Source organism: Streptomyces sp. NPDC002730 (genome assembly GCF_042888805.1).
Lineage (GTDB): Bacteria > Actinomycetota > Actinomycetes > Streptomycetales > Streptomycetaceae > Streptomyces.
Genome location: NZ_JBIAQG010000004.1, coordinates 439,402 through 465,750 on the forward strand (window position 1 = coordinate 439,402; position 26,349 = coordinate 465,750).

The following is a 26,349-nucleotide window of genomic DNA, read 5'->3' on the forward strand; positions in this document are numbered from 1 at the left end:
CGTCTCGCGCCCACAGTGGAAAAGGCCCCACTGCCTACGCAGGTTTGATGACTGACGCGTACCCGCCCATCCGGCTGGACGTGGGCGGCTCTGAGCTGGTGCCTGGCAATGACCGCGGTACTGACGCTGTGGTTCCACCCTGGCGTACTCCGCGACTCCGCGGTCGCACAACGGTGGCTCAGGTCCCAGTGCTGACTCGAGCGTTCTTGGGGCTGTTCGGCCCGGCTCGGGGCCCCTTGGCCTCTCGTGTCAGGGCCGACGTCCAGTGACCCTGGAAGCGCGGCCATAGGGGCACCGCGCGGAGACACATCCCGCGTGGCGGATATCCAACCGGAAGAGGTTCTCATCATGACGCGCAATGTCGCCGTCGGTCTGGACGGCACACCGGAAAGCCTCGCCGCCGCCGAGTGGGCTGCGCGAGAGGCGCTGCTGCGCAGGGTACCGCTGCATCTCGTTCACGTAGAGGAAGGGCCTTCGGCACTGACCCGGCCCGCCATCACCCCTGAGATGCGGCGCACCTGGGCCGAGGAGATGCTGGAGAGGGCTGCCGCCGATGTGCAGCAACGCCATCCGCAGCTGGAGGTCACCACTCGGCACTTCGCGGGGCAGCAGCCACCAGCCGGTCTGGCGACCGCCGCCGGTGAAGCAGATCTGCTCGTGCTCGGTTCCCGAGGGCTGGGCAGCGTCGCGGGCTTCCTCCTCGGTTCGGTCGGTCTGGCCACGGTGAGCGCCACCGAGCAGCCGGTCGTACTCGTACGGGCGGCAAAGGGGCGAGCAGGCGCGCCCTCGGATTCCGCACCGGCCGAAGCGTCGGGCGAGTACCGTGACGTCGTCCTCGGGGTCGACATCCGCCAGGACTGCGACGCGGTCATGGCATTCGCCTTCGATGCGGCAGCCAGGCGGGCCGCCAGTCTCCGAGTGGTGCACGGCTGGACGATGCCGCCGGTCTGCACCCACTACGCAGCTGTCGACGCCGGAGAGGAGATCGCACAGGCGCTGAGCGACATGCTGATGCCATGGCGACAGAAGTTCCCCGCCGTGAACGTCGTGGAGCAAGCACAGTTCGGCAGGGCCTCTCGGCAGCTGGTGTACGAGTCGGCGGACGCCGAGCTCGTGGTCATCGGTCGGCGTATCCAAGACGCGCCGCTCGCAGCGCATATCGGCCCGGTCACCCACGCCGTCCTGCATCACTCGGCCGCGCCCGTCGCTGTCATCGCGCATCGGTGAGCAGCAGGGGGGCGCCCGAGCCCGGGGTCGGCCAGGGGATCAGTGATCCCGCAGTGTCAGCCGGCAGGATTCGCCGGGTGCGAGGGAGACCGCGCGGTCCGGGAGATCTATGACGATCGGCAACCGGTCGGACGGCGGCACGCCGACTTCGAGCTGTCCGGGCCGCATGCGGAGCCGGATGCCCCAGTGGCCTCGATAGCGCAGGGCGAAGCCCCGACCCAACCGCCGACACGGCCGCCGCACCCCTGCTGCTCGACCGCGCGCTGCCACACTTCCGGTTCAGCCGCTCGGAGTGCGCGATGATCGAAGCGCCACCTCCCGCGGTATATGAAGCCACGCGCGAGCTGGACCTGCTCACCATTCACTCGCCGCTGTTCGACCTGGTCATGTGGGCGCGCGGGGTGCCGGACAGGCTTCGCCACAGCCCCTGTCGACGCCCCCGACCGCCCAGCCGTCAGCGGCCCATCATCACCAACGGAGTCCCGGTCCTGGGTCAAAGCCTCACGCCGGGCGATATCGGCGATCGGAGGAATTCACCATCCGGCGGAAAGGTTATCCAGGGTGATCGATTTTGACCGGGAAGGTGTTTCTTTTTATACCCCCGCGTGTCGATTCGGAAAATATTCATTCGACTGAGGGGCTGGGAGGGTCGCCGCACGGGATGAGTCGATACGCTCGCTCAACGCCGGAAGCCCGGGGGAGGGCATTGATGAGCGTCATTGAAAAGTGCACGGTGTACAGTCGATCCCGCGAACTCAAGAGAAGCGGGCTATACCCTTATTACCTCAACTTCAGCGAGCGGGACCGGGGCGTGGCTCGGCTTCAGGACGGCCGCGAGGTCGTCATGTGCGGTTCCAACGACTATCTGGGACTGAGCACTGACCCACGCGTATGTGGCGCCGCCGCTGAAGCGTCGCGCCGATATGGCGCAGGCTGCACGGGTTCTCGTCTCCTGAATGGCAACCTCGATCTCCATGACCACTTGGAGAAGAAGCTCGCCGAGTTCTTCGGCAAACCCGCTGCCCTGGTGCTGACCACGGGCTATCAGACCAACCTGGCTGCTGTCACCGGTCTCTGCGGTCCGGGCGATCATGTTCTCATCGACAAGCGGGCGCACGCCTCCCTCGTCGACGCCGCTCGGCTCAGTCGGGCCAGAGTCCAGTGGTTCGCGCACAATGATACACAGGACCTGACCCGCAAGCTCGATCAGCTTCCCGAGAACGCCGGTCGGATGGTTGTGGTGGACGGCGTCTACAGCATGGAGGGCGACCTTTGTCCACTGCCTGAATTAGTGCGGGTGTGCCGGGAGCACGAAGCCACACTCCTTGTCGACGACGCGCACGGCGTCGGTGTGTTGGCCGAGGGCAGGGGAACGTGCGCCCACTACGGGCTCATGGAGGAAGTGCCACTCGTCACGCTCACTTTCTCCAAGGCTTTCGGATCAACTGGCGGAGCCATCCTCGGTGATGAGGACGTAATCGAGTACCTCCGCCACAACGCACGCAGCCTGTTGTTCTCCGCGAGCTTGAGCCCGGCCAACACGGCAGCCGCATCCGAGTCGCTGCGCATCCTTCAGGAGGAGCCGTGGCGCTCCGAAGCGGTGATCTCCAAGGCGGATTTCATGCGAAGGGAACTGGCGTCGCTCGGTTATTCCATCGGCGCCGGCCAAGCGCCCATAGTCCCCATCGATACGGTGGACGAAAAACGCACGCTCATGGCGTGGGATCTCCTGATCGAGCAAGGAGTGTATGTCAACGCGGTGCTCCCTCCCGCAGCGTCGCCCCGCCTGAGAAGCAGCTACATCTCGGTGCACACCGATGAGCATCTCGCGCGAGCACTCGAGGGCTTCGCCGCAGTCCGCGACCAAGTACTCAACGACTTTTTCAACTCGAACTGACCCGGAGTCAACAGCGCCACCGGCACTCTGCGCACCATCGCTCTTTTCTTACCCCGGTGAGATGCAGGAATCCTCTCGGAGAATGGAAGGACTTGGGCGCTCATTGTTGTGCGTCTGCGGCCGATACGCCTGAATGCGTCCCTTGCCCGCGGCCTTGGCGCCGTACATCGCCAGGTCGGCGTTGCGCATCAATTCTGCGGGGGTGATTCCCGGGGTTGCCACCGCGAGCCCGATCGAAGCGGTGACCACGGCCTCGGTACCGGCGAGGCGGTACGGCATTGTCAAGGCGGACAGCAGTCGCTCCGCCACCTCCCGCGTGCGGGACTCGCACGCTCCGGCGTGCCCCTCCAACAGTGCGGCGAACTCATCCCCACCGAGGCGGGCAACGGTGTCCTCCGCTCGTACCGCGGCCCGCAGCCGCCGCGCTGCCTGGATGAGCAGTTCATCACCGGCTGCATGGCCGGCCGAATCGTTCACTTTCTTGAAGCCGTCCAGGTCGAGGAAGAGCAGTGCGGGCGGGGCACTGTCGGCCGACCGTTTGGCCAGAGCGTGCTTGATCCGGTCAGCGAACAGAGCGCGATTGGGCAGGCCGGTCAGCGCATCGTGGAACGCCAAATGCTCCAGCCGTGCCTGCAGCGCAACTCGCTCGCTCGTATCCCGGCTGTTGACGATCAACCCGTTCGCGTGACGGCTGATCGTCGACTCGACGTGGCGCCATTGTCCGTCGGCCGATCGCATCCGGCAGGACACACGACGCCCAAGGTTGTGACTGCTGAGCTCGTAGTCCTCCCGCAACTTCCTGACGGCCTTTGTCAGCGGTGGCAAGTCGTCGGGGTGGATGAGCAGCGGCAAGTGGGTGCCAAGCAGATCCTCGGGCCGGTATCCGAAAACCTGTTTCACAGCTGGACTGATGTAGAGCAGGACGCAGTCTTCTCCGGCGACAGCGATCACGTCACTCGAACCCTGGACGAGCGTACGGAAGTGATCCTCGCGGGTGGCCACCTCTCTCGCGAGGCAGAGACTCTCGGCATGCACCACGCCCTGACGCGCGCTCAGCGCGAGCAGCACGGTGCCTCCGACGACCGGCGTGACCACATCAAGGCGGTCGCCGGACAAGGTGTGCAGCACCACGGCCACCGCGCAAACGACTACGGGGAGGAAGGCCGCCACCACCCCCGCCACGGGCAACTCCCGCCGGTCCACGCCCAGGACACTGTCGCCGCCGGGCAGCCACGGCGCTGCGGCGATGAGGAACATGCCGGTCATCGAGCATGTCTCGGTGACCGGCAAGGTCGTTGAGACGACAGGATCTGTCGAGAAGATGCGGAGCGTGTCGCTCACCGCGAAGATCGCGAGACCGAGTGCCGCCACGCTGACGGACGCGCGTTGCCCGCGTCGCATGGCGAAGCGCAGGACCAGCAGCAGTCCCAGAACGAGGATGTCCGCGACCACTCGGCCGAGATCGGACAGCGCTGCCAGGACATCACCGCCCAGATCTGCCCGATGCAAGAGGAGTACCCAGCCAAGGGTGAACAATGATCCAGCGATCATCCACCCGTCCAAGAGCCGTCGCAACCAAGTGAGCACCGTGCCGCCGTCGCCGGTCGCGACCACCATCCCGGCCACGCCCAGACCGAGCGCGAGGGCGATGCCGGCCACGGCCAGCAGCTCGATCGCCGCATAGAGCATCCCGGTGGACCCCCGCAGTGCGGTTAACTGGCGCAGTACAAGCTCATGCACGCCGGCCGCGCCCGTCGATACGCCGAGCAGCAACAGGCGCAGTCGTACTCGCCCCGTGGCCGATCGTGCACGCGCGAGGATGGAGAGGACGGCCACACCGTGCGCAGTGGGCACCCCGATGTCTGCAACCAGCAGGCCCAACTGGGCGAACCGCCCGCCCACGGCCGCGGCGACCGCGGAGCCGATGCACACAGCCTGACCGACACCGGCCACGTACAGCCAGCGGTTGCGCAGCTCGACCTGAGGCGGCCCGCCACCGTCACCGCGCTCAAGCACCCTATGCAACACGAACTCCCCGATTGTGCCCAGCTCAGAACCCTCGCCCCGGAATCTCCACCGTGGATGGAAATAGGGACGGTAGAAAGGTAGAAGATCCCCTTCTCTAATCGGCACGTATGATAGGGAGTTCACCTGAAATAATGACAGATGTCTGTACTTCCAGGACTTTGGGTGGTAGTAGGGCCTTGGTGATCTCGACATCGCCGATTGCTTCTGTACGACGCCACCAGGCAAACGTTTCACCGCGGAGGTGGTCTGGGCCGCGCTCGAGGGTCAGCTCCAGCTTTGGGAGTACCGCATGCGGTAGCGGCGGCGATCCTGAGCAGACCAGATCGAGCGGGTGGCAATCAGTCCGACAAGACTCACCGCGATGACCACCAGTCCCGGTGCGAGGGCCCGGGGGCTGACGATTCCGCTCACCGTCGTCGGACCGTTTGCCTGTCCCGGCACGAGTGGCGTGTCGGCCCCGGCGGCAGCCGACGGCTCAGCGGCAGGGTTGCCGGGAGCCTGGCCTGCGCGGTTGCCGTCTGTGGGAGCGGCGGTTCCGGTCAGGCTCACGCCGAGGGCCGCCATCGCCTTGGTCACCGGCTGGAAGTACGTGGTCCCCCCGCTGGTGCAGTCGCCGTTGCCGCCCGAGGTCACCCCGAGCGCCAGCCCCTGCGCGAACAGCGGGCCTCCGCTGTCCCCGGGCTCGGCGCAGACCGTTGTCTCGACCAGTCCGGTGACGGTGCCCTCGGGGTAGTTCACCGTAGCGTTCAACCCGGTCACCCGGCCGGAGCGCAGCCCGGTGGTGCTGCCGCTGCGGAAGACCTGCTGCCCGACGAAGGGATCGGCGGCCGCAGTGATCTGCACACCTTGGCCATCACCGACGTTCACGATGTTGGTTCCGCCGGCGGCCTGGCCGCTCTGGTACTGGATGAGGGCGAAGTCAGTACCAGGGAAGCGACTCTCAGTGGTGGCGCCGACTTGCTGGGCGCCCCGTGTGCCTGTGAACCAGGAGGTGCCGACGGGACCGCAGTGCCCGGCCGTCAGTATGAAGTTGTCCTGGCCGTTGGTCACGTTGAAGCCTGCGGAGCAGCGGCCGTCGCGGGCGAGAATCGGCTCGGCGGCGTTGACCCTGGTGGTGAAGGAGCCTGTGGTCCGGTGCATCTGTACGAAGCCGCCGATCCCCTTGGCGACGTCGGACATGCGCGACCAGTCGGTGGCTGAGACGGTGCTGTCAGCCTGGACGACGACCTTGTTGGACGCGTAGTCCATGGCCCACGCGGTACCGGGCACGCGGGGTGCTTCGCTCAGCGTCTCGGTGGCCGTACGGAGTTGGCGCATGCTGTACCGGACGACCTTGGCGCGCGCCCCCGTCCGCTTGACCTCGGCCGCCGCGTCCGCGTCGGTCACCGCGACGACCTGGCGCCCGTCGGAGCCGATCCAACTGCCGGCGGTGCGTGATACGCCGAGCTCTGAGACGAGACGTGCGCCCACGTCGTTGTTGCCAGAGGTGCTGCCTGCGTCCCCTGGCGGGGCGGAGGGCTCACTCGCCACGGCGTCCGTGATCATCAGCCCGCCGCAGAGCAGTCCGCCGACGGCCGCCAGCCGCGCGATTCGCTGCAGCCTGCGTCGTGCGTGCGTCATCTCTGGCCCCTAAGTCGCTTCGAGGCGGCGCTACGAACGCCGGGGGCCCGGAATTCACGAGCCCTACTTCCATACGTGGCGTGTTGCCATGTGGTTCAGCGCCTACCGGACAAGCCGTTGGGGATGGAACTCGCCACCTGTCCGGCCACCCCGGCGAATTCACCATCAGGTCGCCAACCTCATGCCCTGGGCCAGTGCCCCCGCCGGTCGCACAGTTGGGCCTGGTGAGCCCGCTCTGGGAGTCGACGCGTGCTGCCGGGGGGTGCATACGGCGGTGATCACAAGCCGTCGGGTACGGTGGCCACGCCCCGGGCTCCGGAGGGCCGAGGCCGACAGCGTCGTCGGCCTTCACCGGAACGAGGCATTCATGCCCTATCAATGAGGAATGCACCCCTGCCGATCGGGATCGGCCGATGCGGTGCCCAGACCAACAGACTCATCGACACCTTCCACGAGGCAGCCGTACGCCCTTCACGGCGCCGGTGACGACATCGCCGGTCCTCAGGCCGCCCCGTCCGCGACGCAACAGGGGAGTTTGATGTTCGGCAAGGTATTGGTCGCCAACCGTGGTGAGATCGCGATCCGCGCGTTCCGCGCAGCATTCGAGCTCGGCATCTCCACGGTGGCGGTGTTCCCCTATGAGGACCGCAACTCATTGCACCGGGCCAAGGCGGATGAGGCGTACCAGATCGGTGAACCCGGCCATCCCGTGCGGGCGTATCTGTCGGTCGATGAGGTGATCAAGGCCGCGCGCAGGGCCGGAGCCGAGGCGATCTATCCCGGCTACGGGTTCCTGTCGGAGAACCCGGACCTGGCCGCGGCCTGCGCGGATGCGGGGATCACCTTTGTCGGACCGCCCGCTTCGGTACTGAATCTGACGGGGAACAAGGCTCGTGCGGTCGCGGCGGCGCGGGAGGCCGGCGTCCCGGTACTCAAGTCGTCGGAGCCGTCCGCGGACGTGGACGCGCTCCTTGCGGCGGCCGACGACATCGGCTTCCCGCTGTTCGTCAAAGCCGTCGCCGGTGGCGGCGGGCGGGGCATGCGGCGGGTCGCCGAGCCCGGCGAGCTGCGGGAGGCGATCGACGCGGCGATGCGCGAGGCGCAGTCCTCGTTCGGCGACGCGACGGTTTTCCTCGAGCAGGCGGTGGTGAACCCGCGCCATATCGAAGTACAGATCCTCGCCGACGCCGAAGGCAACGTCGTGCACCTGTACGAGCGGGACTGCTCGCTGCAGCGGCGCCACCAGAAGGTCGTCGAGATCGCGCCCGCACCGAACCTCGACCCGGTCCTGCGCGAGCGGATCTGCGCAGACGCCGTCGCCTTCGCACGCCACATCGGCTATGTCAACGCCGGCACGGTCGAGTTCCTGGTCGATGAACGCGGCAATCACGTCTTCATCGAGATGAACCCGCGTATCCAGGTGGAGCACACGGTGACCGAACAGGTCACCGGCCGGGACCTGGTGATCGGGCAACTGCGCATCGCTGCGGGCATGACGCTGCCCGAACTGCACCTGACCCAGGACGACATCGTTCTGAACGGTTCGGCTATGCAGTGCCGGATCACCACTGAGGACCCCGCCAACGGCTTCCGGCCCGACACGGGCACCATCTCCGCCTACCGCTCGCCGGGCGGACCCGGCGTACGGCTCGACGGCGGCACCGTGCACACCGGTGCCGAGGTGTCGGCGCACTTCGACTCGATGCTGGTAAAGCTCACCTGCCACGGGCACGACTTCGCCAATGCCGCCCGCCGCGCGCGCCGGGCCATCGCCGAGTTCCGTATCCGCGGAGTGTCCACCAACCTGCCCTTCCTCGGCGCGGTGCTCGACCACCCCGAGTTCCGCGCGGGCCGCATCACGACGAGCTTCATCGACGAGCACCCCGAGCTGGTCCGGGCCCGCCCGTCGGCCGACCGCGGCAGCCGCATGCTCACCTACCTCGCCGAGACGACGGTCAACCGGCCTCACGGGCCCCGCCCGGTCGTCATCGACCCCGTCGACAAGCTGCCGGCCACCTCCTTCACCGCGCCGCCGGCCGAGGGCTCCCGGCAGCGCCTCGCCGCGCTGGGGCCGGAGGCCTTCGCCGCCGAACTGCGCCGTCAGAAGGCGGTCGCAGTCACGGACACCACCTTCCGCGACGCACATCAGTCCCTGCTGGCCACCCGGGTGCGCACCCGCGATCTGCTCGCGGTCGCCCCGCACGTCGCGCACACCGCGCCGGAGCTGCTGAGCCTGGAGTGCTGGGGCGGCGCGACGTACGACGTGGCGCTCCGCTTCCTCGCCGAGGACCCGTGGGAGCGCCTGGCGGGAATCCGTGAGGCGGTGCCCAACATCTGCACCCAGATGCTGCTGCGCGGGCGCAACACCGTGGGCTACACCCCTTATCCGACCGAGGTGACGGAGGCGTTCGTCGTCGAGGCCGCCGCCACCGGCATGGACATCTTCCGTATCTTCGACGCGCTCAACGACGTCTCGCAGATGCGTCCCGCCATCGATGCGGTGCGGGCGACGGGAACGGCACTCGCGGAGGTCGCACTCTGCTACACCGCCGACCTCTCGGACCCGGGGGAGTCGCTCTACACCCTCGACTACTACCTCCGCCTCGCCGAGCAGATCGTGGACGCGGGCGCACATGTGCTCGCCATCAAGGACATGGCCGGGCTGCTGCGCCCGCCCGCCGCCCGCACGCTGGTGACGGCCCTGCGGGAGCGGTTCGACCTGCCGGTGCATCTGCACACCCACGACACAGCGGGCGGCCAGCTCGCCACGCTCATCGCCGCGATCGACGCGGGCGTCGACGCTGTGGACGCCGCTGTGGCCTCGATGGCCGGCACCACGAGCCAGCCGCCATTGTCGGCCCTGGTCGCCGCTACCGACCACAGCGAGCGGGAGACCGGCCTGTCGCTGCAGGCAGTCGGTGATCTGGAGCCGTACTGGGAGGCGACCCGGAAGGTCTACGCACCCTTCGAGTCCGGTCTCGCCTCACCCACCGGCCGGATCTACCACCACGAGATTCCCGGAGGCCAGCTGTCGAACCTGCGCCAGCAGGCGATCGCGCTGGGCCTCGGCGACCGCTTCGAGCTGATCGAGGACTGCTACGCGGCGGCGGACCGGATGCTGGGCCGTCTGGTGAAGGTGACTCCCTCGTCGAAGGTCGTCGGCGACCTGGCGCTGCATCTCGTCGGAGCCGGGGTCGAGGCCGCGGACTTCGAGTCCGACCCGGGCAAGTTCGACGTGCCCGACTCGGTCATCGGATTCCTCCGCGGTGAACTGGGCGACCCGCCCGGCGGCTGGCCGGAGCCATTCCGCACCCGCGCTCTGCACGGCCGTCCGGAGAAGGCCGAGACGCCGACGCTGTCCGACGAGGACCGGCAGGGCCTTCGGGAATCGCGCCGGGCGACGCTCAACCGGCTGCTCTTCCCCGGCCCGACCAAGGAGTTCGACGCCCACCGAGAGGCATACGGCGACACCTCCGTCCTGCCCACCCGGGACTTCCTCTACGGCTTGGAGCCTGAGACCGAGCACACCGTCACGCTCGAGCCCGGAGTCACCCTGCTGATCGAACTGGAAGCCATCTCCGAAGCCGACGAGCGGGGCTTCCGCACGGTGCTGGCCACGCTCAACGGACAACTGCGGCCGGTCCCGGTCCGGGACAAGTCCATCGCCACGGAGGTCAAGGCGGCGGAGAAGGCCGAGCGTGGCAACGAGCGCCACGTCGCGGCCCCCTTCGCCGGAGTGGTCACCCTTCAGGTGGAGGAGGGCGCCTCGGTGTCCGCCGGCCAGACCGTCGCCACCATCGAGGCAATGAAGATGGAGGCTTCCATCACCGCCCAGACCGCCGGCACGGTGAGCCGGCTCGCGATCGGCAAGATCCAGCAGGTCGAGGCGGGCGACCTGCTCATCGAGATCAACTGACGCTCGTGGTGAAGGGGTGGCCTGGTGAATGGATCTCCGGGCCACCCGTCAGGGCTTGACCGTGAGACACCGTGGCGTGATAGTCGCGCTGCTGGACTCGTACGTTCCGACGGGTGTGGGCAGCGGGGAGGCTCCCGACGAGCCCGGCGCTCCGATGCAGTGCAGACGGGCGACGGGCGCGCGCCGCTCCGATCAGTCGGCTTCGCCTCGACACTGGGCCATCTGGTCGAGCAGCCGCGACATCAGGTGCGCGGCGTCGCCGGGCAGGGGCACGCCGGGTATGCGGGCCCTGTGGTGCCCCCCTCCGCTGCGCGGGGGCGGGCCGGCGCCGGCCGGAGGGAGCGCGCCCCCTGCGTCGGCCGGGCCCCGGGCCGCTCAGGTGTCTCTCATGCGTCCTACTGGTCCGCCACTTCGAGGACGAGCTTGCCGTGGTTCTCGCCGCGGAAGAGCCGCAGCAGGGTGTCGTGGAACGCGTCGATCCCGCCCTGTACGACGTCCTCCCGCGTCTGCAGTTTCCCCTCCGCCAGCCACCCGGCCAGCTCGGCAGCGGCCTCGGCATACCGGTCGGCGTAGTCGAACACCACCATGCCGGTCATGGTGGCGCGGTTCACCAGCAGGGACAGGTAGTTGGCGGGGCCCTTGACCGGCTCCACACTGTTGTACTGGGAGATCGCGCCGCAGATGACGATGCGGGCGCCGCGCGCGAGCCGGGTCAGCACCGCGTCGAGGATGTCGCCGCCGACATTGTCGAAGTAGACGTCCACACCGTCGGGGGCCAGCTCGCGCAGCGACTTCTTCACATCGTCGGTCTGGTAGTCGATGGCGGCGTCGAAGCCGAACTCCTCCACCAGCATCCGGCACTTGCGCTCGCCGCCGGCGATGCCGATGACCCGGCATCCCTTGATCTTGGCGATCTGGCCCACCACGCTGCCCACGGCCCCGGCTGCGCCGGACACCACGACCGTCTGGCCGGTCTCCGGGCGGCCGATGTCGAGCAGCCCGAAGTAGGCCGTCATACCCGTCATGCCCAGGGTGCCGAGGTATACCGGCAGCGGCGCCAACTTCGGGTCGATGCGTATGACCCCCCTGCCGTCCGAGACGCAGTACTCCTGGACGCCGAAACCGCCCGACACATAGTCGCCCTCGGCGAAGCCGGGGTGTCGGGAGGCGATGACCCGCCCGACCGCACCCGCGCGCATCACCTCGCCGAGCTTCACTGGCGGAATGTACGACTTACCCTCATTCATCCAGCCGCGCATCGCGGGGTCGAGCGAGAGCTGCAGCACCCGCACCAGCAGCTCGCCCTCACCCGGCTCGCCGACCGGCTCCTCGGTCCGTTCCCAGTCGGTGGGACGGGGCAGCCCCACCGGGCGGGCGGCCAGACGGACTTGGTGGTTCATGCGGCTCATGCGGGCTTCTCCTCGACGCGGTGACCGACTGGTCGGTATGTCACTCACGAATCTAGCTCCCGCCACCCCGCCCGGCAACGCCCCCTGGCCTCGGATACCGGGGCACGCTCACCGACGGCCACGCTCCCGCCGATCAGGGCAGCGACAGCTCCGCCCAGATGACCTTCCCCTGGGGGGTGTAGCGGGTGCCCCAGCGTTCGGCCATCTGCGCCACGAGGAACAGGCCGCGGCCTCCTTCATCCATCGTGGCCGCGTACCGCAGATGGGGCGAGGTGCTGCTGCCGTCGGCGACCTCGCAGGTCAGGGTGCGGTCGCGCAGCAGTCGCACGGTGACCGGTGCGGAGCCGTAGCGGAGAGCGTTGGTGATCAGCTCGCTGAGCACCAGCTCCATGGCGAACGCGAGCTCGGACAGACCCCAGTCGTCCAGCTTCTCTGCCACGGCGGCGCGCATCCCTGCCACGGCGGCGGGATCGAACGGCACGTCCCAGTTGGCGACGTGGTCGGGCGGAATCGCCCGTGTACGGGCGATGAGCAGCGCCACGTCGTCCTTCGGCCGGCCGGGCAGGAGCTCGTCGAGCACCGCCTGACAGCTCTCCTCCGGCGACCGGTCGGGATGGGACGCCAGGGCCTGACGCAGCAGCTCGATCCCCACGTCGATGTCCCGGGTGCGGTCCTCGATGAGCCCGTCGGTGTAGAGGACGAGTTGCGTGCCTTCTGCCAGTTCCAGTTCGGCGGTCTCGAACGGCATACCGCCCAGGCCGAGGGGCGGCCCGGCCGGCAGATCGGGGAACGACACACTGCCGTCGGGGTGGACCAGCGCGGGCACGGGGTGCCCGGCCCGCGCCATGGCGCAGTGGCGGGAGACAGGATCGTAGATCGCGTACAGGCAGGTGGCGCCCGTGACCCCCGCGCCGGCGGCCGCCTCCACCTCCTCCTGGTCGATGCGCCCGACCAGGTCGTCGAGATGGCTGAGGATCTCGTCGGGCGGCAGGTCGAGCGTGGAGAAGTTGTGCACCGCCGTGCGCAGCCGTCCCATCGTGGCCGCCGCGTGCAGGCCGTGACCGACGACATCCCCGACGACCAGCGCCACGCGACTGCCCGGAAGCGGGATGACATCGAACCAGTCGCCGCTCACCCCGGACAGCGCCGGCAGGTAGCGGTGGGCGACCTCGAGGGCGCTCTGCTCGGGCAGGGCCCGCGGCAGCAGGCTGCGCTGCAGAGCCACGGCCAGGGTGTGCTCACGGGTGTAGCGGCGGGCGTTGTCGATGCTGACCGCCGCCCGGGCGACCAGTTCTTCCGCCAGGGACAGGTCGTCCTCCTCGAACGGCTGGGGCTTCTCCGAGCGCCAGAAGTTGGCCACGCCCAGGATGACGCCCCGCGCCTGGAGGGGCACGGTGATGAGCGAATGGATGCCGTACTCGACGATCATCTGTGTCCGCTCCGGGTCCTGGGCATGCCAGCCGGGCGCGGCGGACAGCTCGGGCACCAGCTCCGGCCGGCCGCTGCCGAAACCCCGTGCCTGCGGTGTGGAGGGGAGGAAGTCGATCAGGCGGTCGAGTTCGTAGAGGGGATGGTCGTCCCGGATGCCGTGGACGGCGGTGCGGCGCATGTCCGTGGCCGTACCGGCCGGCTCCTCCCCGCGCAGCACCGGGTCGGCCAAATCGACGGTGACGAAGTCGGCGAATCGGGGGACGGCGACCTTCGCCAGTTCCTCGGCCGTACGCACCACGTCGAGGGTGGTCCCAATGCCCAGACCGGCGTCATACAGCAGTCTCAGCCGCTCGCGGGCCGTCTCCGCCCTGCCGTACAGCGCCCGCAGCTCCGTGGAGTCACGCAAGGTGGCGACCGTCCCCTTGGGGCCACCGTGACGATCCGTGGGCCGCTGGTTCACCGCAAGCAACCGCTCCCCGGCCAGGTGCACCTCGTCCGTGGCCACGCGGCCCGAGACCAGGAGCTCCACCGTGGGGGGATCAAGACTGGGCAGCTCCGAGATGTGCCGTCCCTCGGCGTCGGGCGGCAGCTCCAGCAGCCGCCTGGCCTCGTCGTTCGCCAGCAGCAGCTGACCTTCGGTGCCGACGATGAGCACGCCTTCGCGGACGGAGTGCAGCACGGCGTCGTGATGCTCGTACATGCGGGTCATCTCGGCCGGGCCCAGACGGTGGGTCTGCCGCCGCAGCCGCCTGGCCACCAGCGCCGTTCCGCCCGTGGCCAGGGCGAGCGCGGCCGCTCCGGCACCGAAGATGATCGGCAGCTGTCGGTTCACGACGCTGGTCACGTTCTTGACCTTCAAACCGGCGGACACCAAGGCCACGACTTTGCCCTTGTTGTCGAAGATGGGGACGGTCGCCTGTACCTCGTGGCCGAGCGGGCCGTGGACGCTCTCTGTGTACACGTGGCCGGCCAGCGAGGGCTCGATGGTGCCGACGAACCTCTTCCCGATCCGGTCCGGCTTTGGATGCGTGTAGCGGATCCCCTTCGTGTCCATGACCACGATGAAGTCGACGCCGGCCGCCTTCCGCCCCGCCTCGGTGAGAGGCTGGAGCACCTTGGAGGGATCAGGGGTCTTCAGGGCGGCCAGAACGCCCGGAGAGTGCGCGAAGGTCTCGGCGACGGCAATGGAACGGTTCTTCGCCTCCCTACTGCTGTCGAGCCGGGACTGCAGCACAAGCGCGAGCACCGCGGTCGCCACGAGCAGCACCACCACAGCCACCTGCAGGGCGAAGACCTGCCCGGCGACGCTCCGGGGATGCTTGTCGGTCAGTGACCGAACCGGTGAGCTCCGGAATCGGCCGAAAAGTTTGACCACGTTGACCTTTCTAGCACCGCACGGTGCTCTGCGGCCAAACATTGATGGTCTGCGGAGTCGAGGGCTGGCTCTTGACAGGGCACCGAAATCATTGCAAGGCGGTGGGTCGGGGGCTGATCACATGAAGGTGTGTTCAGTGCCGGACGCCCCCTTCTGCAATTCCACCCGACAACCCCTCCGCCGCCCACGCAAGTCAGGCAGGCCGACCACACTCGGGCAGTCCGTCGTCTCAAGCACGGTTGCAGTACGGGTACTCCAGCAGCGCTTCGCCATTCCTACTGGTCAGAGGCATGATTTTGAGTGTAGGCCGTACCTGGTGCCGCAGCCGAAATGATGGCCCAGCGCCCTGGTACGGGCCAAGCGTCGGCATTCTGGAGCGGCAGGACTGTACTCACGACGCGAGGGGACGCCATGGAGCTCTCCGAAGGCTCGGCCTGCTCGACGCCACCCCTGCGGAGCCGCAGGCCCGGCACGTACCAGCTGCAGGCGGCCATAGTGGCCTGCCATGCCGCTGCCACCGACGCCGCTACCACCGACTGGGCGCAGGTCGCAGCCCTGTACGGGCAGCCGGCAATGCTGGTGCTCTCCGCCGATCCGACGGCCGGCGGAGAGCACGGGCTGACCCCGGACCACTCCTGGAGCCCGGACCCTGCCCTGATTACGGGCTGCCGAGGTTTCCGGTTGGCCCGACGATCCGCGCGTCACTCGTTCGTCGGTTGGGTGAACCGGACGGGACATGTCACCAAGAGGAGGGCCGGCATGTTGCTGCGGGACAAGAACGCCGTGGTCCACGGGGCAGGAGGAGCCGAGCGCGCGGGCATGACGCTCGAACAGGCCCCGGAGGCCTCTCCGGAAGATCCCGGAGTCCTGCTTCAGCGTTCCCCGTCGCTGGAGACCGTGGTCAACATCAGTTGCGGCGCGGTCGTCGACGTATAGACGGCGCTGAAATTGCCCGGTTCCGGCGCCGGTGCGATCTGCGTCAACAGGGTCAGATAGTTCGAGGTTTGACCGTCATGGGGATGCGGTCGGCGTGTGCCACCGCTGAGGCCACTTCCTTGGGTGTGTGTCCGGGCGCGGGGACCAGCTGCCAGCGGGCGAGAATCGTCGCGATGGCGATGGTCGCCTCTGTCCAGACGAACCTGTCACCGATGCACTTCCTGTTGCCTGCCCCGAATGGGATGTAGGCCTCACGCCCGAGCCCGGCGGCCTCCTGTCGTTCCGGCAGCCACCGGTCGGGATCGAAACTGTCGGCTTTCGCGTAAAGACCCGGATCACGGTGGATGGCGTAGAGGCTGAACGCGACCTCGGTACCTGCGGGGAAGGTGATGCCGCTGAGTTCCACGGGTACCGTCGTGCGGCGCATCAACAGGGTGACGCCATGCAGTCTGATCACCTCGTCCAGCACCCGCCGGATCCCCTCCAGCCGGGGTATGTGCTCGATGGTGACCGGCCGGTCGCCGACGACCTCCTGGATCTCCGCGACCAGCTGCTTCTCGACCTCGGGATGGGCCGCCAGCTCGTGGAACGTCCAGGCGAGCATTGCCGCCGTGGTCTCGGCACCGGCGAAGAGGATGGTGCTGAGCTCATCCCTGACCTCGGTGTCGGAGAGCGCCTCTCCGCTCTCCGCGTCCTGGGCCGCGAGCAGCAACGACAACAGATCGGGCCGGTCGGTGGCCTTGGAGCGACGGGCCGTCATGACGACGAGGTCGATGACTTCGCGGAGGTTCGCCGCCGCTGCGTCGAAGTCGCGGTTGGCGCGGATCGGCAGGCGGTCCAGGAGCTTGGGGGAGGCCGCCCGTATGAGCAGGTTCTTCAGCAGGACGGGCAGGTTCTCACGTACGGCCTCCACCGCCGGCAGCCCGATGTCCGTGGAGAACATCGTCGCCGCCAGCGTCTCGATGGCGTACCCCGCCATCGCCTGCTCCAGCTCGATCTCCTGCCCCGGTGTCCAGGAGTCGGCCAGGGCGCGTGCGTTGCCGCTCATGATCCCGGAGTAGCCCGCGATGCGCTCCTTGGAGAACATCGGCTGCACCATGCGCCGGTGCTTGCGGTGCACCTCTCCGTCGGCGTTGGCCAGGCCGTTGCCCGCGAGCGGCCGCAGCCGGTCGAAGAAGCGACCCTTCTCGAAGCTGCGCGCGTTGGTCACGGTCACCTCGTGGACGAGCTTCGCCGAGGTGACGACGTACATGGGCATGGTTCCGAGGTCGACGCGGACTATATCCCCGTGCTCCCGTAGCGACTTCAGGAATCCGAGGGGGTCACGCCACAGCTTCACGGCGTGCCCCAGAAGCGGCACTGCTCCGGGGGCGCGCGGTACCGTTCGGGGCTTGACCGACTGCAATCCAACTGACACCGGGGAGATCCTTTGCTCTAGGCAGTGCGATGCACCGGACAGTGCGTTCCGCGCGCCGTGCGGTCTAGTCCTGAAGGAGATCTCACCACTGGGAGTCCAGCAGCGCGAGTCCGCATCGTCCGGCCGGATCGATCGCCCTCGCAGCTGAGGAAGTGCGCCAAGTTGGGTCGTGTGCAGGAGAGTTCACCGCGGACCTGCCTGCCCGACCCGAGTGGGCCATGGATATGCTGCGGGCGCTCCGCTACCTCACAGCCTGTGCGAGGTAACACCTGGCACAGCGTCTGGCGACTCCGAACCATCGTGGTGCATCCCCGGAGAGAGCCGATGGCGCGCGCAGAAAGTCCGTCCGCACGTCGGTCCTCTGACCCAAAGGCACTGCTGATGATTGCGAAGTCGACGGGGAACAGCGGGCTGAATCCATCGCCGTCCTTATTACAACGCCGTTGCTTCTCGGAGGCCTCGTGACAACCTCGAACTCAGACCCCAGCACCTCCTCCGTGCCCGTCCCGCCTCCGGGTTGCCCCGCGCATGCTCAGGGGCCCGTCGGGCTGCAGCGGATGTACGGGCCCGAGGCTGAGGGCCCGCCGAACGAGCTGTATGAGAAGCTCCGTCGGCAGCACGGCCAGGTGGCGCCGGTGCTGCTCCCCGGCGACGTGCAGGTCTGGTTGGTCCTGGGGCACCGGGAGAATCTGGATGTAATGCGCCAGTCCAGTCTGTTCTCCTGTGACTCCCGTAATTGGAACGTCCAACTGCCTGCGGACTCCCCGCTGCTCCCGATTACCGCGTGGCAGCCGCTGGTGGCATTCGCTGATGGCGCGGAGCACGCGCGGCTGCGCAGCGCGATCACCGAGAGTCTGGGGAACTTCAACCGCCACGGAGTCCGCCGCCACGTCGTCCGGTACACGAACCAGCTGATCGACAACTTCGCCGCAACAGGCCACGCGGACTTGGTGGCTGATTTCGCCGAGAAGCTTCCGATTCTGGTCCTGGCCCGGCAGTTCGGCATTGCCGAGCAGTACGCGCTTCCGCTTGGCCAGGCTGTGCGCGACATGGTCAAGGGCACCCCGACGGCTCTCCAGAGCAACCAGTTCGTCGTGGACACCATGTCGGGGCTGGTCAAGGGCAAGAAGGACAAGCCCGGGGAGGACTTCGCCAGTTGGCTCATCGGTCACGAGTCAGATCTCACCGACGACGAAGTCATGGAGCATCTGCGGCACGCGATCGTCGCCGCGCACGAGAACACAACGAACCTGATCGCGAACACGCTGCGGATGGTGCTGACCGATCGCCGCTTCCGCGGGAGTCTGTCCGGCGGTCAGATGACTCTGCCGGACGCACTGGAGCAGGTGATGTGGGACGCCCCTCCGCTCGCGGTGGTGCCGACCCGTTGGGCGACGGGCGACACCATTCTCGGCGGACAGCAGATCAGGGCCGGCGACATGGTCATGCTTGGTTTGGCGGCCGGTAACACCGACCCCGAGATCCGGCCCGATCTGACCGCGCCGGTACACGGCAACCGCTCACACCTCGCCTTCAGTGGCGGACCGCACGAGTGCCCCGGGATGGACATCGGACGGGCCATCGCAGACACAGGCATCGACACACTGCTCGCGCGGATACCCGACGTACAGCTCGCCGTGCTCGAGGGTGAGCTGCATGTGACCAGCTCGTTGATCTCTCAACGCCTCGACAACCTCCCCGTTCTCTTCAAGAGGACAGCCGTCGGGGGCGCCGCGGACGCTGACAGCGCGCTGACAGCCGCCGGGGCGCAACCGCTTCCGGCGGCGCAGCTCCCGTCACCGTCACCGGCTCCCTCTGGTGGCGTCGGCGCCCGCGAGACCTGGTGGCAGAACCTGCGGAGGCTCCTCCGACGGAAGCGCTAGCGCCTGAGGCAGGCAGGGTCCGGCGGCGCCGCGGTCCGGACCCTGCCTGCACTACGGGGATGGTGACGGCCTTCTTGGCCTACTGCGCAGCCAATGGCAGCTGTTCGTCGGCATTGAGATAGGCGTGCAAGGCCTGCAAGCCCTGGAGTGGGATGGACGAGAGACGCTCAGGCTCGACCGCGAGGGTGAGACCGGGATACCGCGTGAACAGGGTGCGCAGCGCGATCTCGGTCTCCAGCTTGGCCAGGCGAGCGCCCAGGCAGTAGTGCGCGCCGTGGCCGAACGCGACATGGTCGCGGCGTGTGGGGCGAGTGATGTCGAAGTCGTCCGGCCTCTCCTGCCGACGGGGGTCCCGGCCTGCGGCGACCAGGCTGGCGATGACGGGATCCCCTTTGGCCACTCGGACCCCGGCGATCTCGGTGTCCTGGGTGGCATACCTCATGAGGGCGTGCCGGACCGGTGAGCAGAAGCGAAGCCCCTCGTCGACCACATCGGCCCACGAGGGGGCGTCGCCGTTGGCGTCACGGACTGCGGCGAGCATCTTCGGGTTCTGCAGCAGCGCGTGCGTCGTGTTGGTGATCGAGTTGATCGTGGTCTCGTGTCCCGCGACGAGGATGAGGAACAGGGTCTCGACCAGCTCCTGGTCGGTGAGCCGGCCGCCGTCGTCGCGTGCCTGAATCAGTGCCGTGGTGAGATCGTCCCCGGGTTCCTCGCGTTTGATCTCGATCAGCGCTGTGAGGGAGCGGTATATGTCCGCCACGGCGACGCGGATGTCGGCCTCGCCGGAGGCCGCAGCCTGAGGCGTCACCAGGCGGTCGAAGCGATGGCGCAGTTCGGCGACGGCGGTGTCGGGCACCCCGAGGACCTCGCAGATAACGCGTACCGGAAGTGGGTAGGCGAAGCGCTCGCGCAGGTCGACCGGCTCGCCCGGATCTGCGGTGCCCAGAGAGTCCAGCAGTTCGCCGGCAATCTCTGCGATACGGGGACGGAGCGCTTCGATCGGCGCACGAGTGAAGGCTGAGCTCACGAGTTGTCGCAGTCGGTGGTGATCGTCGCCGCCTGCGTGAAGCATCCCGGCTCCGCGTACGAGGGCGATCAGTTCCCAGTCATCGGGTATTTGCCCGTCCTCCAGGGCCGGCCAGTGCGCAGGGTCCTTGGTCAGCTGTTCGTCACCAAGAACCTGCTGCGCGGTGGCCAGGTCGGTGGCTGCCCAGGCTGCTACACCCCCCGGCAGCTCCACAGGGACCAGAGGGCCTTGCGCCTGGAGCTGTCTCGCTTCTTCGGCGGGGTCGGCATCCGGGTCGAGCGAGAAGAGCGGGCACTGGGTCAGGTCCACGGATACTCCAACGGTATGAGGGCAGGCACGGGCTACCTGCGACGGGTGAGGCGAGCTTCGAACGAGAGTCTGCCAACCAGCAATGCGGCCAAACGACTTCCCGCAGGCTAGGACAGCCGTGGGGACGATCGACGGGCAGGAGTCAGCGAGCCTCGTACACGATCCAGATCTGTCCTGGGGCGAACGGCATGCGCCCGCCGTCCGGGGTCGTGAATGCGGTGCCGGACTCGGCTGTGTCCCGCTTCCAGTCGGCCTCGTACGCTGAGCCGTTGCGCAGGACCAGCGCGGCGCCGGAGCCCACGGTCTCGGTATACGGAGAGTTGTTGCCCCACCGGTCGTGGAAGCTCGACGGTCGCACCGTCACGTACTGCAAGATGACCGTGGCCGCACCCAGTTGCTCCCCTGACGCTGTCCGGAAAGGCGTGCCGTCCATGGTCAGCAGCCACTGCTGCCGGCCTGCCGACCAGGTGAAGCCGAAGCGTGCGGCTGGATAGCGGACGGTGTATGCGGCGGTCGGTTTCCCGCCCGGGGGCGGGGGGCCGAAGCTGAGCCCGGCGTATCCGGCGGCGTTTGCGCCAGGGGTGTCGCGCAGGGCCCGCTCGGGCCGCAGATACAGATTGTGCGGGGCGGCTCGATCCCGGCTGCGGAAGTACGCGGCCGGTGCCTTGTCGGGCGGAAGTGCGTTCAAGGGAGCTGCCTTGATGACCGGGAGGAGCTTGGTCTGTGCCCCGGAGAAGGCGAGGGTCGGCCGGTCGAACTGCCGGAGCAGTTCCAGGTCGGTTTCACGAGCGCTGCGCACCGGACCGACGACGGGCGGGACGTGGGAGGAGTAGACAGCGAGTATCCGGCTGAGCCCGGACTCAACCTGCTCGACGTAGACGATGTCCGCCTTGTCGAGGCCGGTCTGGGGGCGGGCCGGGCCGACGTTGTCGATCTTCACCGCGAGTACGTGTGAGCCTGGCACGGGCGTGGCACGACCGTCCGGCGGCTTCGTACCCGCGCCGCCCTGGCAGCCCGACACCGCGAGGGCGAGCGTGGCCACCAGCATCGCGAGCGTGGCCACTGATTTCCTCCGCGGCCCCCGCCCGGCACGCTTTCGGGCGGTCGTGGACTGAGCACAGCACGATCTGTTCCGCATGTCTCCATTCTCGGACGACCGAGAGCGGGGAGGTTGGGCCGAACGTCTCGGATCGAGGCCGAACCACCCACCTCACCACCTTCGGTGATCGGCCGCGTGACGATGTCTCGGTCGTCACTCACAGCGTGGACCCCACGCAAGCCCCGGAGCACGCTGTCTGCGACCCGCGGTTCAGGCCGTCGGGATCCTCGTGAAGCGCCCGGCGATGTGCAGGTCGGCCTCGATCCGGGCGGCTGTCGCCTGCAGTTCGGGCAGGACCTCGGTCAGGCATTGCGCCACCGTGCGGCGGCTGCTGTGCATGGCGACGTTCACGGCCGCGACCGCTCGTCCGTCGAGGTCGCGCACGGGTACGGCGAGCGAGCGCAGGCCCTCCTCGAGCTCCTCGTCGACCAGCGCGTACCCGTCCTCCGCCACGTGCTCGAAGACTGCGTCGAGCTCCGGCAGGCCGGTGATGGTCCGGGGTGTCAGTGCCCGCAGTTCGGTGCGCTCCAGCCGGGCGGCGCGATCCCGCGGCGGCAGGTCGGCCAGCAGGACGCGGCCCATGGACGCCGCGTAGGCCGGAAATCTGGTGCCGATCTGGATGTTGACGCTCATGATGCGGCCGGTGGCGACGCGGGCCGTGTACTGGATCGCGTCGCCGTCGAGCACCGCCAGGGACGCCGAATCGTGCACCTGCTGGACGAGTGTGACCAGATGGGGTGAGGCGATCTCGGAGAGCGTGGTGCGTGACAGCGGCGGATAGCCGAGCGCGAGCACTCTCGGGGTGAGGTGGAAGCTCCGCTCCCGCGCCTCCACATGGCCGAGGTGCTCGAGCGTGATGAGAGCGCGGCGGGCTGTGGCGCGGGCGAGACCGGTGGCTTCGGCGATGGCGGTGAGAGTGAGCTCCGCCCTGCCGTCCCCGAAGGCAGTGAGGACGGTGAGGCCGCGCGCAAGGGATTCCACGAACTCCGCGCCGAGTTCCTGCTTGGAGGCGTTGGTCCAGTCGGCGAGTCCGCCGGCCTGCTCCTCGCCTGCGTGCTCCTTCGCAGCCCGCATTTCCTCGGTCTGCTCCTCCTCGGCCTGTTCCTCCTGTGCCGACCGGCTCTCGCGCAGGCGCTTCTCCATGGCGGCCACGGCATCGCGCGCCCGCGGCAGCAGCGACTCCCGCAGTGACTCGGCGCTGTGGCGGCTGGTGTGGCTCACCACGCTCACCGCGCAGACCACTTCTCCGTCGGGGGCAAGGACCGGCAGTGCGAGGGCGATCAGGCCCGGTTCGATCAGCTGGTCGTCCACGGCCCAGCCCTGCTGACGGGCCGCGGCCGCGCGCTCTTCGAAGGTGTGACCGTCCTCGGCCGCGTGAGGAGGCGGCAGGGCGGGCAGGAAGGCGTGGCCGTCCGGGTCGGCGGCACGCCGCGCGCGCCAGTGCGCCCACTCCTCCTCGCTCCAGTACGCGGCAAACACCGTTCCCTGCGCGGTGCGTTCGGCGGGCAGTAGATCCCCGATGCGGAACGTGAGGGACATGGCACGCCGCCGGGTGGTCTGGTGGACGAAGCGGATGCCGTCGCGGTCGGGCACGGCCAGCGACACGGACTCGTCGAGTTCCTCGGCGAGCTTCTCGGCGAGCGGGCCGAGCGGTCCCGGCAGGCGGATGGCGGCCAGATAGGCGTTGCCCAGTTCCATCAGGCGGGGCGCGAGGACGGCGGCGTGCCCGTCGAGCCGCAGGTAGCCCATGCGCGCGAGGGTGGCGGCAATCCGGTCGACGGTGGAGCGGGCGAGTCCGGTGGAGCGTACGAGCTCGCTGACGGTCATCCGGCCGCCGGCCTCGCTGATGTCACGCAGCACGGAGACGCCGCGCATCAGCGGTCCCACGGCTTCGGCGGGCGCTGTGTCGTGGGGCGGTGTAGTGACGGCCATCGGCCCTCCGTGCGGTTCTGGAGCGTGGCACTGCTGTGTCTTCGAGCATCGGCGTCCCCTGTAGCCGTTGACATTGCGTGGCCGGTGAACGCACACTCGTCGCGTACAAATGAACTGTAGTTCATCTGGCGAACGACTGCATCCCTGCAGGTTCTGTCAGCTCATGACAAGGAACCCCTCCATGGACAAAGTCAAGCAGAGCGCCGCCGAGGCGGTCGGCGACATCGGGGACGACGCCTCCCTCGCCGTCGGCGGCTTCGGCCTGAGCGGTGTGCCGAACACGCTGATCGCCGCACTCTTGGCTCGTGGTGTCCGCGGACTGCAGGTGGTCTCCAACAACTGCGGGGTGGACGGCGCCGGGCTCGGCACACTGCTCGCAGCGGGCCGCATTGCCCGCGTCACCGGCTCGTACATCGGCGAGAACAAAGAATTCGCCCGCCAGTACCTCGGCGGCGAGCTCGAGGTCGAGCTCGTACCCCAGGGCACACTCGCCGAGCGACTGCGGGCAGGCGGCTGCGGCATCCCCGCCTTCTTCACCCCCGCCGGTGTCGGCACTCAGGTCGCCGACGGCGGCCTGCCCCGCCGGTACGCGGCCGGGGGTACCTCCCGGCCGGAGGCGGGGGGAGGCCAGGTGGCCGTGCTGAGCCCCGCCAAGGAAGTCCGTGTCTTCGGCGGACTCGAGCATGTCCTCGAGTACGGCATCACCACCGACTTTGCGCTCGTACGAGCCGCAAAGGGCGACCGCTACGGCAATCTCGTCTTCAACAAGGCATCCCGCAACTTCAACCCCCTTGCCGCGATGGCGGGCCGGGTGACCATCGCCGAGGTCGAAGAACTCGTCGAACCCGGCGAGCTGGACCCCGATGCCGTTCATCTGCCCGGGGTGTTCGTCCAGCGCGTGGTGGCGCTCACCCCCGAGCAGGCCGCCGACAAGCAGATCGAGAAGAGGACGGTACGAGCCTGATGGCCTGGACACGAGACGAGATGGCTGCCCGCGCGGCCGCCGAGCTGACCGACGGCTCGTATGTCAACCTCGGCATCGGACTGCCCACGCTCGTCCCCAACTTCCTTCCCGAAGGCGTGGACGTGGTGCTCCACTCGGAGAACGGGATCCTCGGCGTCGGGCCCTACCCGACGAACGACGAGATCGACGCGGACCTCATCAACGCGGGCAAGGAGACCGTCACGGTCCGGCCCGGAGCAGCCTTCTTCGACTCCGCGCTCTCCTTCGGGATGATCCGCGGCGGCCACATCGATGCCGCCATCCTGGGCGCCATGCAGGTCTCTGCCACCGGTGACCTCGCCAACTGGTCGATCCCCGGCAAGATGATCAAGGGCATGGGGGGCGCCATGGACCTGGTCCACGGAGCCCGCCGCGTCATTGTCCTGACCGATCACACGGCCAAGGACGGCTCCCCGAAGATCGTCCAGGAGTGCACGCTCCCGCTCACCGGCACAGCCTGCGTGCACCGCATCATCACCGACCTCGGCGTCCTCGACGTCACCGAGGACGGACTGCTTCTCGTCGAGACCGCTCCCCAAGTCACCCTCGACGAGGTGCAGGACAGGACCGCCGCGCCCGTCCGCGTCTCCGCCCCCACCCGCTGACACCCCTTCTTGGGCCTCCGCCTCCGTCCGTACCAGGAGCTGATATGACCGACCGCCTCCGTGATGTCTATGTCGTCGACGCCGTCCGCACGCCGATGGGCAAGTACGGTGGCGCGCTCGCCGGTATACGGCCCGACGACCTTGCAGCCGGTGTGCTCGGCGCCCTCGTCTCCCGTACACCCGACCTCGACCCGGCGCGTATCGACGATGTCTTCTTCGGCAACGCCAACGGGGCGGGGGAGGAGAACCGCGACGTCGCACGCATGGCCGTGCTGCTGGCCGGGCTCCCCGTCACCGTGCCAGGCGCCACGGTCAACCGGCTCTGCGGCTCCGGCATGGAAGCGGTCATCCAGGCCGCCCGGGCCATCGCCGTCGGGGACGCGTCCATCGTCGTCGCGGGCGGAGTCGAGTCGATGAGCCGCGCGCCCTGGGTGGTGCCCAAGCCCGAACGCGCCTTCCCCGTGGGTCATCAGGAGATGTTCTCGACCACCCTCGGCTGGCGGATGGTCAACCCGCGTATGCCCAAGGAGTGGACGGTCGCCCTTGGCGAAGGCGCCGAACTGGTCGCCGACCGGTACGGCATCGACCGCGAGGCGCAGGACGCCTTCGCCCTCGAAAGCCACCAGAAGGCCGCCCGTGCCTGGGCGGCAGGTCTGTACGACTCCGAGGTCGTCCCCTTCGGCGGCGTCGATCTGGCCCGGGACGAATGCATCCGTGACAACACCTCGACCGAGGCCCTCGCCAAGCTCAAGCCCGTCTTCCGCCAGGGCGGCACCGTCACGGCGGGCAACTCCTCACCGCTCAACGACGGCGCCGCGGCCCTGCTGCTCACCGACGAGGACGGCCTGCGCGCCACCGGACGCGAGCCGCTGGCCAGGATCGGAGCCACTGCCGTGACCGGCATCGAGCCGCAGTACTTCGGAGCCGGGCCGGTCGAAGCGGTCCACCGTGCACTCAAGAAGTCCGGCCGCGGCCTCGGAGACCTCAACACCCTTGAACTCAACGAGGCGTTCGCGGCCCAGGCACTCGCCTGCGTCGGACAGTGGCCCGGACTGGACCCGGCCGTGGTCAACCCGCGTGGCGGCGCCATCTCCCTCGGCCATCCGCTCGGCGCGTCGGGCGCCCGTATCACCGGAGCCGTCGCCCACCAGCTGGCCGCAGCGGGTTCCGGCACCGGCATCGCCGCCCTGTGCATCGGCGTGGGGCAGGGCCTGGCACTCGTACTGGAGAAGTGA

16 protein-coding genes are annotated in these 26,349 nt (G+C 68.5%); 8 read left to right on the top strand and 8 right to left on the bottom strand.

Annotated features, from left to right (window positions below):
* Positions 1-348 precede the first annotated feature (348 nt).
* Both ACFYXH_RS13080 and ACFYXH_RS13085 read left to right on the top strand, forming a co-directional pair.
* The gene (locus tag ACFYXH_RS13080) at positions 349-1,227 is read left to right on the top strand and encodes a universal stress protein (protein WP_389562144.1); all 879 of its coding nucleotides are present in this window, start codon (positions 349-351) and stop codon (positions 1,225-1,227) included.
* Positions 1,228-1,936: 709 nt separating this feature from the next.
* A complete protein-coding gene (locus ACFYXH_RS13085) occupies positions 1,937-3,124 on the top strand; it encodes an aminotransferase class I/II-fold pyridoxal phosphate-dependent enzyme (RefSeq protein WP_389562145.1) in 1,188 nt (395 codons plus the stop codon).
* A gap of 48 nt (positions 3,125-3,172) precedes the next feature.
* Here the strand turns inward: ACFYXH_RS13085 and ACFYXH_RS13090 are convergent, their stop codons facing one another.
* On the bottom strand, positions 3,173-5,077 hold the full coding sequence (locus ACFYXH_RS13090) for a diguanylate cyclase domain-containing protein (RefSeq protein WP_389562146.1): 1,905 nt from the start codon (positions 5,075-5,077) through the stop codon (positions 3,173-3,175).
* Between the two features lie 339 nt (positions 5,078-5,416).
* On the bottom strand, positions 5,417-6,772 hold the full coding sequence (locus ACFYXH_RS13095) for a S1 family peptidase (RefSeq protein ID WP_389562147.1): 1,356 nt from the start codon (positions 6,770-6,772) through the stop codon (positions 5,417-5,419).
* 538 nt (positions 6,773-7,310) lie between these two features.
* Between ACFYXH_RS13095 and ACFYXH_RS13100 the strand changes: the two genes are divergently transcribed.
* The gene (locus tag ACFYXH_RS13100; protein WP_389562148.1) at positions 7,311-10,688 is read left to right on the top strand and encodes a pyruvate carboxylase; all 3,378 of its coding nucleotides are present in this window, start codon (positions 7,311-7,313) and stop codon (positions 10,686-10,688) included.
* 395 nt (positions 10,689-11,083) lie between these two features.
* Here ACFYXH_RS13100 and ACFYXH_RS13105 read toward each other — a convergent pair whose 3' ends face one another.
* Together ACFYXH_RS13105 and ACFYXH_RS13110 are read right to left on the bottom strand one after the other, a co-directional pair.
* Positions 11,084-12,097: an NADP-dependent oxidoreductase gene (locus ACFYXH_RS13105; RefSeq protein ID WP_389562149.1), complete on the bottom strand. Its 1,014-nt coding sequence runs from the start codon at positions 12,095-12,097 to the stop codon at positions 11,084-11,086.
* A 133-nt stretch (positions 12,098-12,230) separates the two neighbouring features.
* A complete protein-coding gene (locus ACFYXH_RS13110) occupies positions 12,231-14,903 on the bottom strand; it encodes a SpoIIE family protein phosphatase (protein ID WP_389562150.1) in 2,673 nt (890 codons plus the stop codon).
* Between the two features lie 411 nt (positions 14,904-15,314).
* On the opposite strand from ACFYXH_RS13110, the gene ACFYXH_RS13115 reads away from it, so the two are divergent.
* Positions 15,315-15,839, top strand: coding sequence for a hypothetical protein (locus ACFYXH_RS13115; protein ID WP_389562151.1), 525 nt, complete (start codon positions 15,315-15,317; stop codon positions 15,837-15,839).
* Between the two features lie 52 nt (positions 15,840-15,891).
* Here ACFYXH_RS13115 and ACFYXH_RS13120 read toward each other — a convergent pair whose 3' ends face one another.
* Positions 15,892-17,244, bottom strand: coding sequence for a cytochrome P450 (locus ACFYXH_RS13120; RefSeq protein ID WP_389562253.1), 1,353 nt, complete (start codon positions 17,242-17,244; stop codon positions 15,892-15,894).
* Positions 17,245-17,813: 569 nt separating this feature from the next.
* Here ACFYXH_RS13120 and ACFYXH_RS13125 point away from each other — a divergent pair.
* Positions 17,814-19,139, top strand: a complete 1,326-nt coding sequence (locus ACFYXH_RS13125) for a cytochrome P450 (RefSeq protein ID WP_389562152.1) — start codon at positions 17,814-17,816, stop codon at positions 19,137-19,139.
* Between the two features lie 79 nt (positions 19,140-19,218).
* On the opposite strand, the gene ACFYXH_RS13130 is transcribed toward ACFYXH_RS13125, so the two are convergent.
* The 3 genes from ACFYXH_RS13130 to ACFYXH_RS13140 all read right to left on the bottom strand — a co-directional run bounded on the left by ACFYXH_RS13130 (position 19,219) and on the right by ACFYXH_RS13140 (position 23,506).
* Positions 19,219-20,475 carry a cytochrome P450 gene (locus ACFYXH_RS13130; protein ID WP_389562153.1) on the bottom strand — a complete coding sequence of 419 codons (1,257 nt, stop codon included), beginning with the start codon at positions 20,473-20,475 and terminating at the stop codon, positions 19,219-19,221.
* Between the two features lie 142 nt (positions 20,476-20,617).
* Complete coding sequence (locus ACFYXH_RS13135; protein ID WP_389562255.1) at positions 20,618-21,523, bottom strand: DUF3048 domain-containing protein; 906 nt, start codon at positions 21,521-21,523, stop codon at positions 20,618-20,620.
* Between the two features lie 261 nt (positions 21,524-21,784).
* On the bottom strand, positions 21,785-23,506 hold the full coding sequence (locus ACFYXH_RS13140) for an IclR family transcriptional regulator C-terminal domain-containing protein (protein WP_389562154.1): 1,722 nt from the start codon (positions 23,504-23,506) through the stop codon (positions 21,785-21,787).
* 181 nt (positions 23,507-23,687) lie between these two features.
* On the opposite strand from ACFYXH_RS13140, the gene ACFYXH_RS13145 reads away from it, so the two are divergent.
* From ACFYXH_RS13145 to ACFYXH_RS13155, 3 genes are read left to right on the top strand one after another with little or no spacing between them, the layout of a single operon-like run.
* Positions 23,688-24,470 (top strand): CoA transferase subunit A, encoded by a 783-nt coding sequence (locus tag ACFYXH_RS13145; protein ID WP_389562155.1) that lies wholly within the window; start codon positions 23,688-23,690, stop codon positions 24,468-24,470.
* Positions 24,470-25,114, top strand: a complete 645-nt coding sequence (locus ACFYXH_RS13150) for a CoA transferase subunit B (protein ID WP_389562156.1) — start codon at positions 24,470-24,472, stop codon at positions 25,112-25,114. The genes ACFYXH_RS13145 and ACFYXH_RS13150 overlap by 1 nt, the downstream gene beginning before the upstream one ends.
* A 44-nt stretch (positions 25,115-25,158) precedes the next feature.
* Positions 25,159-26,349 carry a thiolase family protein gene (locus ACFYXH_RS13155; RefSeq protein WP_389562157.1) on the top strand — a complete coding sequence of 397 codons (1,191 nt, stop codon included), beginning with the start codon at positions 25,159-25,161 and terminating at the stop codon, positions 26,347-26,349.